Source organism: Pseudomonas sp. TZ252 (genome assembly GCF_056110345.1).
On the sequence record NZ_CM148566.1, the window covers coordinates 697,654 to 713,498 of the forward strand.

The following is a 15,845-nucleotide window of genomic DNA, read 5'->3' on the forward strand; positions in this document are numbered from 1 at the left end:
GCTCATACACTCCAGTCAGAAACCACATTGAAGCGCGCACGCTCCATTTTTTATGCATCCACATTTATCAAAATGTTTTGGTGTTAAATCCAGAAGGGGGGTAGGGCGAAAGCACGATTCACTTGCTAAGCGCATTAGCTTGAGAATCTCAGTGGATGGCAAAGTAAGGCCAAAGCCCTCCTATAGACGGCGACAGAGGCTGAGTGAAATGGACAACACCCAATACGCCCAACGTTTGCTAAGCCTGCTCGCGCAAGGCGCCACCTTATGCGCCACCGACAGAAAAAAGGCATTTCCACTTCTGCAACGGGCATCGGCTCTGCTATGGAGGCTTGAGCCTGGGCGCTCTCCAGTGACGACAATCACACTGGAGCACAAGCTGAACTTGCCAATAGAGCAATGGCTCCCGGAGGCCATACGGGCGGACTATTCCGGCCCCCTGCTCTGCTCCAACATGGCCTCGCAGACCTGTAACGAAATGATGCTGGAGCTCACCGCCCGGCAGCTTTGGGAAACCATCCAGGCCCGCGTAAACCGAGTCAAGCAAGCGTGCCGGCTGCGGTCCGATGGTGACACGCTCTATCGCAACTTTCGCCTGTTCCTCATTGAGCACGGCGTCATCGCCCCCTCCCAGGCCCGCGACGTATTCGTCCCACTGAACCTCTCTCTCAGTGACTTCTACGAGCCCATCCCGCTTCACCTGCGGCATAACGGGTTGCTGTACCTGTGCCCGGAATGCCACTGGCCCCTGAACACTCAACGGCATGAGGTGAGCTGCGACTCTGCCTGGTGCCGGGACAAGAAAAGCCTCTTTCTCAGAGACGGCACGAAGGTCGTGAACCGCGTGAATAACAGCCACCTTGAGGGCCAGGATGCCCAGGAAAGGCTCATGCTGAATCCAGCCTTATGGAAATTCACGCTGCAGCCGGGATTGCTGGAACTGTCCCTGGCACACGCCCTGACCGAGAGAGGTTACGAAGTAGAACTTTGGCCTAACGTCGATCGAACAGATCTTCGTATCCGTATAGGCCAAAGCACTCAGGATATCGACGCAAAGGTGTGGGTATCGGCCCACGAACTCGCCAAACACATCGAACAGATTCCGTCCCACTTGCCTCGCTGGATCGTGATCCCCGACTACCAGAAGCAGAACATACCTCTACTCCGAGAGCACTGTCCTATGGGTGTGCGCGTGTTCACTCAGAGCCAATGCGTACAGGAGGTGCAGAAGCATGCGTCCCCTTTCTGATATTGCGACCACACTGTTCCTGGCTATCGCTGTGCGCTACGTCACCAACGAACCTACGCTGGCCGATGCTGCGGCAATCATTGCAGGCAGGACACGCAAGTGGAGCACCTGGGGCTCCCTGACGGAAGCGCAGCAAACGCTAATCGCCCAGAGTTTGCGGCTCAGACCTTCTTTGCTGGCTCAGCCAAAACGCTTCATGTTGAGCGCCGAGGGCATCCTGAAGGGCAAGTTGAGCTCTTTTGAGCTGGTGGACAGCTCCAATCTGAACACTGAACTCCACGAGCAAGATCGGTATCGCCTGTCGTCCCATCTGGATATTGACCAGGTCATCAGGGAAAACTTCGAGGCGCTCAAGAATGGTCGTACTGCGCCGGCTCATGGACAGCTACCCAATGAAGGAGACGTCGTACTCAAGCACATCACTGGAGATCACGTCAGGGTCTTCGCCATCCCGGAAAATGAACGTCATGTCCTGAATGCGCTCGACCAGCACGTCCTCATTCCACCATCAACGGCGTTACCCGAGATCAGCTGGGAGCACGCCAGGCTGATGAAGCTCGCGAAACAAATGGATGCCTCTCCTGACCTGCATAGCCAGCACGCAGCGTCATTGGTGAACATCTGGGGTGATGAGCCCGTTCGCAAAGCCGACTCGGGGAATTTTTACAGAGTCAATGCGCCGACTGGTTCCGGCAAGAGCGTCGCGATGGTGATGATGGCCATCGACGCGGCCGAGCGTGGACACAGGGTTGCTATCGCAGTCCCTACGCTAGTTGAAGTCGAGAACACCGTACGCATCATCAAGCAATCGGCGGCGGCAGTAGGCAAAGAGTTGAAGGTCGCACCGCTGCATTCCGCCTCTCGGATATACGAGCGTGCAGAGATGCAGTTCGAGCAGGGCAAGACCGATCACCCCTACGATTATGCCTGCCTGCTTGACGCTTACTCAGCCGACTTGATGGCTGTGGAGCCAGGCAACGAGCCGTGCTTCAACATACGCATATCGGCATGTGGGGATGATGGAGAGGAGTCGTCGAAGCGCCTCAAACATTGCCCCTTCCTCTTCAGGTGCGGCCAAACCCGGATGCTGTCACAGGCGATGGAGGCTGACATCGTGGTGATCAACCACCACGCGCTGTTGTCTGGCACAACCCGCATCCCGCTTTCAGACGCTGAACAGTTTCCAGGCCCCCGAAGCTTGGTTGAAATCCTATTGCGAACAACACCCGTATTTCTGGTGGACGAAATCGATGGCCTCCTGAAGTCGGCTATCGATAGCAGCGTGATCGAGCTGAGGCTGGGCAATGTAGGTGATAACAGCCCGTTGCTGCGTCTGTTCAACCACGTTGTTGGAAAGTCCCACATCCCCGGAATCGATCGAAGCAGCCTTTACCGGGTCAACTGGGCATTGATGTACTGCACGCTGAGCGTCAGCCAGCTCATGAATCTTCAGCAAGAACGCTATTTCGAATGGCCAATCAAAGAGACCACCTGGTCGGACGCTGATGACACCTTCATCACACAAGCCCTTGGCATTACCCGAGAAACACTTGAGTACCTGTTTAGCAACGATCTCGGTCAGCTTCCGCACCACCTGCAATCACTGAGCCGCAACCTTGCCAACTGGCGTTCTAACGATGGGGAACACAGACTCGAAACGCTGGCCATCACCCTGGGAAACCTGATCGCAGACTTATCCGAGAGCGGCAGGCTGCCTGAGCGCCTGAAGGAACATGATCGGATACGCCTGAAAGCATCTCTGATTCTGCGCGGTACCCTGCTGGTCATCGAGACCCACCTGCGAAATTTGCAGGTCGAGCTACCTGCCTTAGTCAATGCGGAGATCCCTTATGCGTACGAGGTCAGGCGGAGCATCGCCGGCCCAGAACCGCTGAGCCCAAGCCCCAACGGGCCGCTGCAAAGAGCAGTCTTTGGCTTCAAACGCAAAGACAGCAGCGACCAAGACTCGACGCTACACGTCGTCGCCATGCGGGGCGACCCTCACAGTACCCTGCTCTCCCTCCCTGACATCAGTGCGTTGGGCTATGCCGGAGTGAAGAGGCTGTTCATCGGCTTCTCCGCAACAGCCTATTTTCCCGGCGCCAGTGCGTTCGATCTGAAAGCCCAGGACTTCATTGATGTGCCGGACGCCAAGGGCCAGGTGACGTTCGAGAACGTCAATCAGACCACGGCGATCTCTGGGGGACCATTTGCCCAACGCAAATTCCTGGTTACCAAGCTCGCCAAGGAACTCTGGCCATGGCTAAAGGCCCGGTTGGAAAAGCTTGCAAACGATCCCGAGACCCGGGACAGGGCCCGCCTGCTGCTGGTCACCAACAGCGATGCGGACGCTGAAGCACTCGCCATGACCTTGGCGAAAATGGCGGACGGCCCGGGCGAGTCCGTCGGATGGGTGCGTGGTCGCCAAAGCGAATATAAACCCTCATCACTGGAGGCCCAGCAAATGCTTGTCTATGACGACCTTGCCGAGTTCACCAGCGGCAAGCACAAGCATAAGACGCTATTGGTCAGCGCACTTGGGCCTATGGCCAGAGGACACAATATCGTCAACGCAGACGGACTCTCCGCTATTGGTGGAGTTGTGATCTGTGTCCGTCCCTTACCGGCGTCCGACAGCCCCAACAACAACCTGGCCCACATCTGCTACGAAACCGGGAACACAGTGCTGCCACGCTCCAGTCCGGGAGAGGTCATGACGCAAGAACGCAAGCTCTCCAATGCGCTGTTGCAGACGATCCGTACCGCACGCCCGGCGTTTAGCCAGCAACCCGCCAACATCCGTCACTACACCATCATGAACATTCTGGTGAGCCTGACCCAACTCATTGGACGAGGCCGCCGAGGGGGCACCCCCGTCACGTGCTACTTCGCAGATGCAGCGTTCCTCAAAGGTCTGAAGCCCTGGTCAGAGATGCTCAATGAAAGTGTCAACCGGCTCAAGGAAGACGGCGACTGGGAACAGTTCGAGCGTCACCATGCAGGCATCGCATCGGCGGTTCAGCAATACATTCTTCGATCAAGAAAGGAGTCCGTATGAAAACGCTTGAGCTGCGCACCAGCCTTTTCAGATTCGACCCGACACAACTGGGGCGGGCCTACCGAGTCGTGATTGGAGAGCATTACCTCGATGCTTGGCAAGCGCTCAAAGGACTGGCAAAGAAGCCGCACCCAGGCTTGCCTATCATCGCTTTAGAAGAAATGCTGACCGTCCTCTCTGGTGGCCCTGTGAAGGTCAATCTTTCCCCGCAAAAGGACGGTGGCGTATCGGCGATTCTTCTACTCAAACCTCTTCCGATCGACACCATCAACGAGACGCTACGGCTATGGTCGATGGATGTATTGAGGATCTGGAACGAGCGACTCGAAGGCTTTGAGGGCAAGCTCGCTGTCACCGACCTCGTACCCCTTGAGACCAGCCTCCTCGTGACACCAGGTGATATTTCATCACTGGCATACACCGTCATTCCGTGGCTAGTTGGCCAGGCGATGATCCGCAACCCCATGCAGGCCAGCAAACCAATCACGCTTTATCAGGCATCGGACGCAACGCTTTTGGCATGGGACGATCCCGTTGTTTCGGAGAACGATATCCGCTACGCCAGCGCCGTACATGCCATTGAGCCCAAGCTGGTTTTGTTGCGCGGACGAGCCGAGCCTTACCTTCAGTTACGTGTGAAGCTGAGCCAGGTCATGCCAAATCTTGTTGGGACGAAAAAGCATGCCTGGGTAAAAGTTGGCGATCAGATCGTGAAGGCTAAGCTCAAGACCCAGCCACATGAAGGGGGATGGAAAACCACGTACGAGCATCCGATCGAAGACTTACTGGGATTTATGGGCGTTTCGTCTTTTCCATCTATTCAGGAAGGCGACATCCCCATCGACAGCGACTTCAGGCCCATCTATGCCATCCCTCCGTCCAACCCACTGATAGCATCAGGACCCGGGCCATTGTTCCTGGATCAGGCCGGCTTTCACCTGCTGGACAACCTACCTGGAACATCTCCGTTGTTGGCCAGAAAGGCCGTAGGTAGTTTGCGAGAGGAAAAAGCACAGGCCACCGGCGAGGTGGTCACGTTGCCGGTGATGGTGCTTGCAGCCCACTCCGAGGTAATGCTGCGGCTTCATGCGGCCAGTGGAACACTCGGTGAGGACAGTCAGTTCTTCAAGGAGGTGATGCCCCCACTGGTAACACTGACTCGGCTGGATGTGCCTGATGCGGGGCGCATGCTCGCGGGACAACACGACCTGCTAGTCCTCAGGGCATGGCTATCTAATCATGTATTGCCCGCAGCTTCGCAAGCCCACTGCGGTGGCCCCAAGGTGATGATCGTCGAAACCTGCGCTTCTGCAGCGAAATTGGAAGGCGCTCAGGACCCCAAGCATTTGATCCGGCAAGTTCTGGCAGAGCACGGCATTGCGACGCAATTCATCATGCACATCGATCCCGATGAACAACTGAAGAAAAAGCGCAAGGGCAAAGAGGATGATCGCGACTTCAAGGCCACCAACACCATTATCGAGGCTATCCGCCTGAGCGGCTACCTTCCCGCGCCGATACCAAAATCCAAAGCTTCGCCGGAGAAGACCACTGTAGTTTCCGTCCTGCTTGATCGCATCCAGGAAAAAGGCCCGGCAGTGCTTCTTCCTGTCATCACCCGCGCGGTGTTGGGGGAGCCCAACACTGAGATTTTCTGGTTCGAGTCAGGCCCGGACTCCGGGGGCAAGTGGTTCAGTTATAACGAGGGCGTCTCGGCCATACATGCATTCGCCACGCTGCTTACATCTGACCAGCTCACCAGGCTGGTGACTCAAGCCCTGCTGGTACCCACCAAAGTTGCTGACGCCCCACTGATCGCATGCCTCGACAGTGGCCTTCGTACATTCTACAAGGGGCTCCAGGACAGTCCAGGCGAGGGCCTTCCCCCGGTACCTGAAGGCGCCGCCATCGTACGAATTCGCGCAGACCTGGACGTTGCCCAAATGAGCGGGAATCAGTCACTGTCACCTGATACCCCCCACTACATAGGCACCAAGGTCGGCATATTCCAGTCCAATGAGAGCTTGGACGTCTATTACTTCGTCGCTCCGTCCAAACAGTACGGCTCCGTCCGGTCGCAACGCAACAACACCCGCTATGAGATCTCCGAGAAAGACTTGCGAGATCCGTGGCAGCAGCTCGGTGTCACGGAAATCACGATTATACGTGCCGGATCGTTCGCTCACCCGACAGCTACTGCCGAGCAAGTTGCACTGCTTTGCCGCAACGCTCCGCTGTGGGCCGGGTATCTTCGCTTGCCCGGTCCCATGCACTTGGGCAAGCAGGTCGCCGCAGATCATCCCATTCTGGAGCGGTTGCGCAAGACTGAGGCTAACCGCTCGGATTGAGCGGGGCTGCTGTACACGTTTGCTGCAGAGATCCCAGCATTGGCATCGGGGGTAAGGAAATATCCGATGCCAATGCCGGCTACTAACACTTCATTAACGTCTTGCTCTGTCCACTAGATGTAACGGGGAATTTTTCAGCCACTCGGTGGAATTGCTAGGTTTCTTGTAGGAGCGTTGCATGCAACATGCCCACGCGCTCGCCAAGTTACTGCACCTCGCCGTCATCTGTCAGTCATGCAGTCAAGCCGTTCGCTCAGGATGAGCCGGCGCTACCGACTCTCCAAACCATTTACTAATAGCCTGTTCGACTTGCCTGCGTGGCAGATACTCCTGCTCAAGGCGCCCCCGCTCCTGTGCAAGGAGATACCGATAGAAATCAGCTTCGTCGGTCATCAATCCTTCGGGAGCCAATTCCTGAGCTTTAGCTGGCTCGACGACCGCGCTTCCCAAGGAGTGCTGGTCAAACAGCTCCCGGTCCATTAGCAGTGCTTCGACTGCAGGTTGATGGTGTCTCGCTCGCGCCAGCATCAGTAAGCCCCAGGTATCCATGTCGCCCCAGTAAGCGATCTGTTTCCCGGCCAGATGCGCAGACGCCAACCACTGCAAATCGAGCCCTGCGCCCAGAACAGCGAGGGTGTCCGGCAGCGTTTCGGGTAGCAAGTGAACACATTGCTCATTTTCCACCACGAGCAATCGCGAACCGGGAAGTGAGGTTTCGGCCAGTTCCGAAGTCGTGAGCCTGATCCGCTTGAAGGGCAGCAGCTCAGGCTGAAGAGGAACGACTAGAACCCAATGACTGGTTTCTTCAAAGGCATCCAGAAAAGTCGTCAGACCTTGCTCGGACGCCGCGCCTTCGAAGCGCTCATCGAGGAGTTTCGTCAGCAAGATAGCGTTTCGCTCGAAAAACTTGGTGTCCACTCCGTGCTCTGCAAGCAGGCGCAATGGGCGGCCTTGAGCGCAGCCCGGAGATAGTTGAGTGGCGAGCTGCGCTGTAGCGATGACTTCTTCAGAGGGCTTCGTCAACCACAGGCTCCGTTGCGCCACCAGCAGAGCATGAAAGGAACTATCTACCTGCTCGACCAGATACTCGAGTTGAGCGTATTCCTGGCTGACCGAAGGATCGTCGGTTGCGGCAATCCATTCGGAGGGACTGCGCAAGTGCCAGCGCATTGGCAAGGAAATTGGAGCCAACCCTGCTCGGTAGCTGACGGGTTCCCAGTCGACCTTACCCACTTTCACGCTCCGCCAATTTTCCACATGCCGAAGCACCGTCCGGATGTTGTCAGAGAATAGTCGTGCCGAAGGCTTGCCGATGTTGAAGCTTTGCGGCCAGCTAGCAGAATTGAGTAAGCGGTCCAACCGAACACTAGAACGCTGCCATTGCCTGGCCAAGCTGCGACCGATGTCAGTGGGCGACTTCATGCATGGCCTTGATGCGCTGTTGATGATGCTCATCCAAAGCTTCCCAGCTCAGGGAAACCAGACTGGACTCCAGGCCGCGCCGATGAACGACGACTGCCGAACGCGTGTGGTGGCGTAACAGGCGCATTTCCTTGTTGGGCGTGATGAAGACAGCGTGCAGGCCGAATTCCCTCAACGCAGCGATGATCCGACCTGCAACCGCATGGGAGCTGCGCGAGAACGCCTCGTCGAGAACGATGGTGCCGAACAACGGCCGGCTGCTGCCGTCGGGACAAAGCGCATAGCTCAGGGAAGCGGTCAGCACGTAGGAGGCAATGATCTCCTTCTCGCCACCGCTACCGCCCTGAGAACCTGTTCGGGTTTCGATGACATTCCTGCTTTCTCGATCGATCACCGATACTGCGAACTCCAGGCGGAAGCGCGGATCCAGAAGCGCCTTGGCTCCCTGATTCCTGCTGTGTTCGCAGGCGTCCTTGAGCAACCCCACAAGATCCTGCAATGCCTTGTAATGGCTCTCGCCTTCATCATCGATGAAACGCGCCGAGTTCAGTTGGCGCTGGGCGCGCTGCAGGGTGCGCAGGCTTTCATGGATGACCTTGCCTGCAACCAGGCGCAGATAGCGTCCGGGCTGAAAGTCGACACGCTGCATCGTACTATTCAGGTCATCCAGGCGTTCCTCGATCATCGAGACTTCATGGTCGATATAGCTGAGCAGTTGGGTGACGCCGTCATCCGAGGAGCGATTGAGGTATTCCAGGAAGCGCTTGAGTTTCTCTGGCAAGGCTTCCTCGGTCAGCACACGCAGACGCTCCAGATACCTGGGGACATCCACCAGCTCTCGCCCGACCTCTGCAAGCGCCCCGGTGTCTACCTTGAGGGCATCAGACATACGTTTGGCAAGCTCTGATTTCTGATCGCCCAGTTTCTCGCCAAGCGCTTTGAGCTGCCCTTGAAGCTCACGCGTATGCTTGCGCTCCAGCTCGACAATATCGCCGAGGTCATCCGCGGTCAGAGTCGGGAAATGCGCTTGCGCCAGTTCACGCTGCGTATCGTTCAGCCCTTTCTCCGCGCTGTTATAGGCCTTACGGGTAGCGGATGCGGCCTGGTCAAACTGAGTTTTTAACTGAACGTACTGTTCGATCAGTTGGCGGAGCTGTTGATCAAGAGACTCCTGCAGGGCCTCGGCCGCATCCAGCTCGACCTTGATCATGGCAAGGTTAGAATCGGGGCGCGTCAGGGTGGCCAGTTGCGTACGCAGCGACTCCAGCTGACTCTGGGCACCCGGCAGATCAATATCCTCGAACTGCAGTTCTTTGACACGATTCAGCAGCGAAGCTTGAGTCTCCAACTGACGAACGTCGCCCTGGGCAGCATCCAAGGCGAGCTTGGCTGGCTCGAGCCGCTCATTGACCTCGCGAATCTGCTCAGCCAGGAAGGCCAGACGGTCACGGTTATCGAAGCCGGTCAGCCAGTCTTCGTCCAGACGCTTCTGGTCCTGCTTGTCGAAGAAGCGTTCTTTGCCCGACATCAGCCCCTGAGCCGTCATGGCATGAGGGGTATGACGTAATTGCTCCGGGCTTTCGACGCAGTGGCGGTCATTGTCCGCCAGCAGTGCCTTTATGGCTTCTCGGTACGGATGCTCCTTGAAGGTCAGCTTGCGGGTAAAACCATCGTCGAAGAACACGGGGCGCGACGTCGGCTCCTGTACCTCCAACAAGCGCACATGCAAGCGGTTGTGCCGTTGATTCACCCAACGCAGTGCGGCCTGGGATGAGCCCTGCGGCACCAGGATGCGTAGCCGGTGGCTACCGATTGCCCGCTCGATGGCGCCACGCCAGTCCAGCTCCTCGGGCTTGACCTGCACCAGCTCGGCAACGAAAGGCAGGGCCGACTCATTGACACCAAGCGCCTGCGCCAGATCGCTTCGGAAAGCATGAAATTGCCCGGGCAGGTTCGAGCCTGGCCGTTTCTCAACCTCAGCACCCTCCTGCTGTAAGGTCTGTAGGCGACCATTGAGTTCCTGCTGGACGAGGCCTGCGTCGAACGCCTTTTGGCGCGCGTCAGTAATTTGTTGGTCCAGTATTTCCAGGCGTGCCGCGATATGCTGCTGATTCTCCTTGAGAGCAGCGGCCGATAACTCATCCGCTAGTCCAAGGCCTTTGGCCAAGAGTTGGTATTGCTCGGCTTTCAGGCTGCGCTTATCGCACTCCCTCACCCAATCAGCGATGCGCTCGCGCAATTGATCTATCCCTGCGCCCCCTACTCGCAGGTAGCGCTGGCGATGTTGATCGACCACACCTTTCTGGGCCTCAAGCTGACTTTTGCATTGCTCCTGATCCAGTTCGGCCTTTTTGTACTCCTTCTCGAGCCTGTTGGTTTCAGCCAACCACAGTCGATACCCCTGCTCGGCGAACCAAACCGGGAGGATACCTTCGAGAGCCTGCTTATCGTGCAGCTGTTCTTGCAAGACCTGGTAACGCTCCCAGCCATCGGCGACCGGCTGCAATGAGCGCTGCTGCTTTCTAGCCGTTTCCAGTTCTCGGTGAATGTCGGTTAGATCATCGAAGCTGCCGGCGACCTCGGCGGCCCGCTCGAAGGCGGAACGGTCATCCAGCACCAACTCGCGAAAGATCTCGTCAATGCTATTGAGCTGCTTCAGGCCGGCAGCGCGGTTGAGCAAGGTGAATGCGTTTTCACCGACCTCGAAGTAATCCCTCAGCCTGGCCAAGAAAGCTTTCTTCCTGGGATAAGGCCAGATACCCGTCCCATCCTTCTCCATCTGACGCAAAGCCCGCATACCGCCTGCGTGATGCTGGCTGAGCCAATGCTCCAGAGTCTGCTCGGGGGACTCGCTTAACAGCCACAGTTTTTTCAGATCCGATGCCGAGGAGCTTGTGCCTTCGAACCAGAGCACGGCCCCCAGTCGTACCTGCGCACCATCACGCTCGAGCGTGGCCGCAATTGCGGTTACTGTCTTACCCTGGCGAGCGATATGAGACTGCTCTATACCTCCGTCCCCGGGGCCGGTAACTCCCCGGACATAGGACACCAGGTCGCGGTCGCTTTCATGCCCGCCCGTGGATGCCAGGTTGTAGCGCGGATTGGCGCACAGCAAGGTCATCAGAGCGTCCACCAGTGTCGTTTTACCGCTCCCCGTCGGGCCGATCACGGCGGTACCGGAGGGGTCGATCTCGGCACGGTGATAGCCCTGAAAGCCGCCCCAGTTATAGAGCTCGATGCTGGTGAGAATGAAGGTCTCGCTGTCACGCCAAAGGAGTGCCTGCTTCATGCCATATCCTCCTCGCCATCGGCAGCCGGCGTCGCCGCGCCCTCCACCTGCTCTCGCAGCCATGCCACGAGTGCCTGCAGGTTCTCCGGGTTAGCCAAGTGGGTAATGATGGGACGGATGATGACGCGATCATGGGCGTCCAAAGCCGACACCAGGCCATGCCCCTTGAGCTGATCCAGCAGCGTGATGATGCGATTGCGCTCCTTTGCCTCACTGCCCAGCTCGCCCAGGTAAACCTGCAATTGGGGAATCAGCTCATCGACCACTACCGATGCCTGACTGGCGCCCGTACCGCTTTCCTGTTCGTAGGCGATGAACTGCTGGCGCAGGATGGCTATCAGCAGAGACTGCTCCAGATTCAGCCTTTGCCGACGCACTAGGGGGTGCGACCAGTCATCCTGCTCGGCCACCTCGCCCTGGCGAACGATAACGAACAACAGCCCCCGAACCTCGTCGACCCCCATGGCAAGGTCGAGCGGCTCCAGGATTCTGTCGACCGCCTCGATATTGGAAAGCGCTGAGCGATACAGGTTGGGCTTGTGACTCTCTTCCAGCAGACCGTACTTGAGCATTTCCTGTACGGCCTCCCGTACCCGTTGCGGCGTCCGGCGCTCATCGACCTGTACAGCGGCGCTCATGAGAGGCTGTTCATCATCCATGCCGTCATCCAACGCCATGGGCTCCACCGTCAGCTCCGTTTCGTCGGCACCAGAGGCGCCTGCAATTCGATCGAAGACCCCTGCCATGCTCACAACTCCCAATCGATGTCCTTGAGTGCCTCGTGGTCGAGTCCGACATAAGGCAGATTGAAGCGCCAGCGTTGCTCATCCTCGTCAACTAGCTCCACGAGCTGACGCTCCTCTGTCAGCACCTCAATACCTGCCTCGCGCGCCATAGCCAACCAGAGCGCAAAGGTTTCCAGGTCGTGAGCAGGTGGAAGCAAAGACGCAAGCTCCCCGAGACTCACAGGTCGCCCCTGCTCCACCAGCACCGCCAGGGTGTCATGAATCAGCGCTTCGCGATCCAACCCGTCGAAAGCATCCCAGAAGTCATCGTCAATCTGTTCCAGCCCCGCTGGCTTCAGACTCAGATCCAGCTCGCCCGTGTCATCGTCATCCAGGGTCTTGAAACGTAGACGCTCAATCGCTGGGACTCCGGTAATGGCTACGCCAACCGGCGGCAAACGGACAGTGCTACGACGCACGGCCTGGCGTTGCCAGTCGACGCTGAGCGCTAGATTGAAGAAATCGTTGAGTAACTGTCCGACGCGATGATGCTCGGCGGCCAGGCCCGTCTTCATGAAGCCACGTACATCGCGCTCGCTTCGGGCACGCGCCTGAAGCACAGCCTGCGACTCCCGAACCAAGCGTAACGCCAGCCAACGCAGCTCACGTTGCTGGGGACGATTCAGTGCCTTCGGAACCGCTGGATGACGAAGGATGGTACGCAAGCGCTCACGCATGACTTCCAGCTCGGCGGACTGCCTCAGTTGCTGCTGGAAACTTTCGAAGACACGTCCTTCCGGTGTGTTGAGTAACGCATCTTGACCGTCCAGCAACCGATCGACGATTTCTCCACGGTGAGACTGCTCGCTGATGATGGATTGCCGCAAGGCGCGATCAGCTTCGCGCCAAGAGTCTTCAACTCGTCGAAAGTCTGCGCGCAGGCTGGTGGCCAGGTTATATACCTCGCGTATACCCTCTATCGCCTGAGCTTCGTCCAGCACGACGACGTGGCCAGCTTCTACCTGCGCTAGCTCGTGCTCCAAGTCCTGGATTCGGCGGCGCAGGCTGGCAATACGGCCACTTGGGCTGGGGTTCAGACCCGTTTCCAGGTTTTCAATCTCGCGCTGGACCACCGAAAGGCGAGAGGCCGTGGAGGTCATGATACGACTATCCAACGAGTCGACGAACTGTATGGCGGACTCCAGCGCGTCGGTTGCATAGATGCGGCCCTCTCGCTCTACAACAAGGCGCCGCTTGATCCATTCACGGAGTTCACGACCTGCCTGGATGTGCGTTGCATCCGGGTCGATCTCGTAAAGATCCTGGCTGGCATAAGCAGCCAGCATTTCGGACAGCGCTTGCAGCGCATCCTCCATGGGAATCCCATCGTGCGCCCGCTCGAACAGCGTCCGCAGGCAACCCAACACAAGCGGAGCCCGGCGTGATGCAAGCAAAAGCCAAGCAGGGTGTTGGCTGCGGGTGGATACATAGCGTTCTGAGCACTGTTGTGCGCTTTCTTCCATGACGGCCACATCGACAAAGGTTGTCCAAGCACGAGCTTACCGAAGTCACTCGCTGCTTCATGATACGTATTTGTCCTGGCAGATGGCCCCATTTAATACTGCGTCATTCCGAATGGAGCTGAGTGAAGGCCCGACCAGTCGATGGTTAGCTCATACTGGTTCAAATCCAACCAGAGGATTTGAACCCAAGCCCCTACTCCACCACAACAAGCTATCCCTGAAATCGGCGATTAATTTTGTTGCTCCCTTGACGCTCGAAAAATCCTTCCTATGTTTAAGCACTGAGAAAGCCAGACAGCATCGGACCTCGGCCCGGTCTCGGCTTGATCCCCAAGGCGCCTAGGGTCCGATCCTGAAATCGAGGTCGGATCCCCCCGGCTCCACCAAACGCAAACGATAAGCCCCTGATTTTCCTAGTGAATTTCAGGGGCTTTTTCTTTGCCCAGTTCCTTGCCTGCTCCTCCAGCGCCGGGCCTTTCCTGTTGCCGGCTCGCCTTGCTGCTCCCTCCCCTACCGTGACCGGCACCCGGCGAGCTTCGCCAGCCCGCCCTTTTGGCTGCGGACGCGTGGAATGATATTTCCCGAATCTGTTAATGAGACCGTTCGATTCCGCCGCCAACAAGGTTCTGGAACGCTGGCAGGAAAACATTCATGGATTCAGGTTCGAAACTCCCCGCCCAAGAAAACGAGCCTCCGAGAAACCGACGCATACTTTTCGTCAAGCACAGAAAAAGAATTTGAGCTAGACACTCACTACCAGGGTAAGCAGGCGTCTTATATCCCTGGAAAGCGAAACCTAAAACAGAGATTCCAAAACACGATAAACCGGCCTCCACAGACGCTCGAAGGACAAGAAAAATGAAAAAGGAACCGAAAGGAGCAAAAAACAGGATAGTCATCGCCAAAGATGAGAAGAACGTTCTGACCTGCACCAGCGAAGGGTTAGAATATACGCCAGACATCGTCAAGAACGTCTACGGAAAGAGCAGCCGACCCGCACTGGAAGACTGGTTCCTGACGGAACTTGATTTCTTTCGCAGGTATTACCCGGGATACGAGATTTTCACCCTCGGCTCCAGTTGTGTCTTCGGCGAAAAGTTCGTGAACTACCTGACCATCTGCGAATTCGACATAGACAGTACCTACGCCTTCGACTGTCTCAAGAAGGCCCTGAGGGAGTCCGACCAGGCCATTAGGCGGAAACTCTCCGCCATGTGGAAATGGGACATAGCCGCCAGGAAGGACTGGAGCATCGTCTTCATGGTCGGGCACATGGACTTCGCCTACTTCCTCCAGCACAGGAAGGAGTTCCAGGGGGATGCCCATAAGCGCTTCATGAGTACATTCACCACGGCGGAGACGAAAATCACCTCTCGCGACTACAAGGTCATGCATGACGGCGCGATCCTGCCCTTCGACGAAACGGCCCTGTCGCCGGAAGACAGGTTCATTTTCGAGAACTATCAAAAGATAAAGTTCGAAACCACGCCACTATGAAGTTAACGGACAAAAGCGAAAGGCGCCCGGCCGGACGCCTTTCGCCAATAAACTTCAGCCACTCGCCAGTTGCTTTCAAGCACTTCTACGAAGTCCAGGAGTTCCGACTCCTGGCCGACTCTTCCAGAGTTCCGCAATAAAACTACAAATCAAAAATATCCTCAGACTGGATGCTTGAAAAAACACCGTTGGCAACGTTTCAATTCCCACCATATCTTCCGCATGGATCAGTGGGAAAACTCATGTCACTACAGTCTGAAATGCTCGTGGAGCAGAAAGTTTCCAACGCCCAGAAATCCACCGGCACCGCCTATCTTCTGTGGTTCTTCCTGGGCGGTTTCGGCGCACACCGCTTCTACCTGGGGAAAACCGGCACGGCGGTTACCCAACTGATCATCACACTGATCGGTTGTTTCACCCTGTTCCCCCTGATCATTACCGGCATCTGGTGGATCGTCGATGCCTTCCTGATTCCCGGCATCATCCAGGGCCATACGGAACAGACCCGCCGCGACGCCCGGCTGGAAGTTGCAGCGCTGCAGGTAGCCGGCGCTTCCGTGTCGCACCCTCAAGACTGACCGGCGCACCTCGCTACGGTCCTCGGCGGGCCGGAGAAGAAACCGATGCCGGGAGGTGGGATAAGGAGAAGTCCCCTTCTGCGTTTCTTCCGCTGGCGATAGGTGCCGACTCGCTCAATCCCGAATTGGCCGCCAGAGCGGCCAGCACATCTCACT

9 protein-coding genes are annotated in these 15,845 nt (G+C 57.2%); 5 read left to right on the plus strand and 4 right to left on the minus strand.

What is annotated here, in order from left to right; translation table 11 throughout:
- Nucleotides 1-208: 208 nt before the first annotated feature.
- The 3 genes from ACYAF3_RS03270 to ACYAF3_RS03280 are packed head-to-tail and all read left to right on the plus strand — an operon-like array spanning nt 209 to nt 6,655.
- Nucleotides 209-1,249: a restriction endonuclease-related protein gene (locus tag ACYAF3_RS03270; protein WP_031756402.1), complete on the plus strand. Its 1,041-nt coding sequence runs from the start codon at nt 209-211 to the stop codon at nt 1,247-1,249.
- On the plus strand, nt 1,233-4,307 hold the full coding sequence (locus ACYAF3_RS03275) for an ATP-dependent DNA helicase (RefSeq protein ID WP_031756400.1): 3,075 nt from the start codon (nt 1,233-1,235) through the stop codon (nt 4,305-4,307). Before ACYAF3_RS03270 ends, ACYAF3_RS03275 begins: the two co-directional genes overlap by 17 nt.
- Entirely contained in the window at nt 4,304-6,655 is a 2,352-nt protein-coding gene (locus ACYAF3_RS03280; protein ID WP_003124229.1) for an RNaseH domain-containing protein, read from the plus strand. Before ACYAF3_RS03275 ends, ACYAF3_RS03280 begins: the two co-directional genes overlap by 4 nt.
- A gap of 240 nt (nt 6,656-6,895) precedes the next feature.
- On the opposite strand, the gene ACYAF3_RS03285 is transcribed toward ACYAF3_RS03280, so the two are convergent.
- Genes ACYAF3_RS03285 through ACYAF3_RS03300 form a run of 4 tightly spaced genes read right to left on the minus strand, consistent with a single transcriptional unit; the run spans nt 6,896 to nt 13,614 of the window.
- Complete coding sequence (locus ACYAF3_RS03285) at nt 6,896-8,110, minus strand: Wadjet anti-phage system protein JetD domain-containing protein (RefSeq protein ID WP_223195031.1); 1,215 nt, start codon at nt 8,108-8,110, stop codon at nt 6,896-6,898.
- On the minus strand, nt 8,061-11,366 hold the full coding sequence (locus ACYAF3_RS03290) for an ATP-binding protein (protein ID WP_071557664.1): 3,306 nt from the start codon (nt 11,364-11,366) through the stop codon (nt 8,061-8,063). The genes ACYAF3_RS03285 and ACYAF3_RS03290 overlap by 50 nt, the downstream gene beginning before the upstream one ends.
- Nucleotides 11,363-12,112: a DUF4194 domain-containing protein gene (locus ACYAF3_RS03295; protein ID WP_015647862.1), complete on the minus strand. Its 750-nt coding sequence runs from the start codon at nt 12,110-12,112 to the stop codon at nt 11,363-11,365. The genes ACYAF3_RS03290 and ACYAF3_RS03295 overlap by 4 nt, the downstream gene beginning before the upstream one ends.
- A 2-nt stretch (nt 12,113-12,114) precedes the next feature.
- Nucleotides 12,115-13,614: a DUF3375 domain-containing protein gene (locus ACYAF3_RS03300; protein WP_071534647.1), complete on the minus strand. Its 1,500-nt coding sequence runs from the start codon at nt 13,612-13,614 to the stop codon at nt 12,115-12,117.
- Between the two features lie 858 nt (nt 13,615-14,472).
- Between ACYAF3_RS03300 and ACYAF3_RS03305 the strand changes: the two genes are divergently transcribed.
- Both ACYAF3_RS03305 and ACYAF3_RS03310 read left to right on the plus strand, forming a co-directional pair.
- Nucleotides 14,473-15,111, plus strand: coding sequence for a hypothetical protein (locus ACYAF3_RS03305; protein ID WP_105579228.1), 639 nt, complete (start codon nt 14,473-14,475; stop codon nt 15,109-15,111).
- 242 nt (nt 15,112-15,353) lie between these two features.
- Nucleotides 15,354-15,689, plus strand: a complete 336-nt coding sequence (locus ACYAF3_RS03310; RefSeq protein ID WP_003119438.1) for a TM2 domain-containing protein — start codon at nt 15,354-15,356, stop codon at nt 15,687-15,689.
- Nucleotides 15,690-15,845: the final 156 nt, after the last annotated feature.

Excerpts from the sequence above, each read along its gene's own strand:
- ACYAF3_RS03270 (WP_031756402.1), top strand. The coding sequence starts at position 209 with ATGGACAACACCCAATACGCCCAACGTTTGCTAAGCCTGCTCGCGCAA.
- ACYAF3_RS03275 (WP_031756400.1), top strand. The coding sequence starts at position 1,233 with ATGCGTCCCCTTTCTGATATTGCGACCACACTGTTCCTGGCTATCGCT.
- ACYAF3_RS03280 (WP_003124229.1), top strand. The coding sequence starts at position 4,304 with ATGAAAACGCTTGAGCTGCGCACCAGCCTTTTCAGATTCGACCCGACA.
- ACYAF3_RS03285 (WP_223195031.1), bottom strand. The coding sequence starts at position 8,110 with ATGAGCATCATCAACAGCGCATCAAGGCCATGCATGAAGTCGCCCACT.
- ACYAF3_RS03290 (WP_071557664.1), bottom strand. The coding sequence starts at position 11,366 with ATGAAGCAGGCACTCCTTTGGCGTGACAGCGAGACCTTCATTCTCACC.
- ACYAF3_RS03295 (WP_015647862.1), bottom strand. The coding sequence starts at position 12,112 with ATGGCAGGGGTCTTCGATCGAATTGCAGGCGCCTCTGGTGCCGACGAA.
- ACYAF3_RS03300 (WP_071534647.1), bottom strand. The coding sequence starts at position 13,614 with ATGGAAGAAAGCGCACAACAGTGCTCAGAACGCTATGTATCCACCCGC.
- ACYAF3_RS03305 (WP_105579228.1), top strand. The coding sequence starts at position 14,473 with ATGAAAAAGGAACCGAAAGGAGCAAAAAACAGGATAGTCATCGCCAAA.
- ACYAF3_RS03310 (WP_003119438.1), top strand. The coding sequence starts at position 15,354 with ATGTCACTACAGTCTGAAATGCTCGTGGAGCAGAAAGTTTCCAACGCC.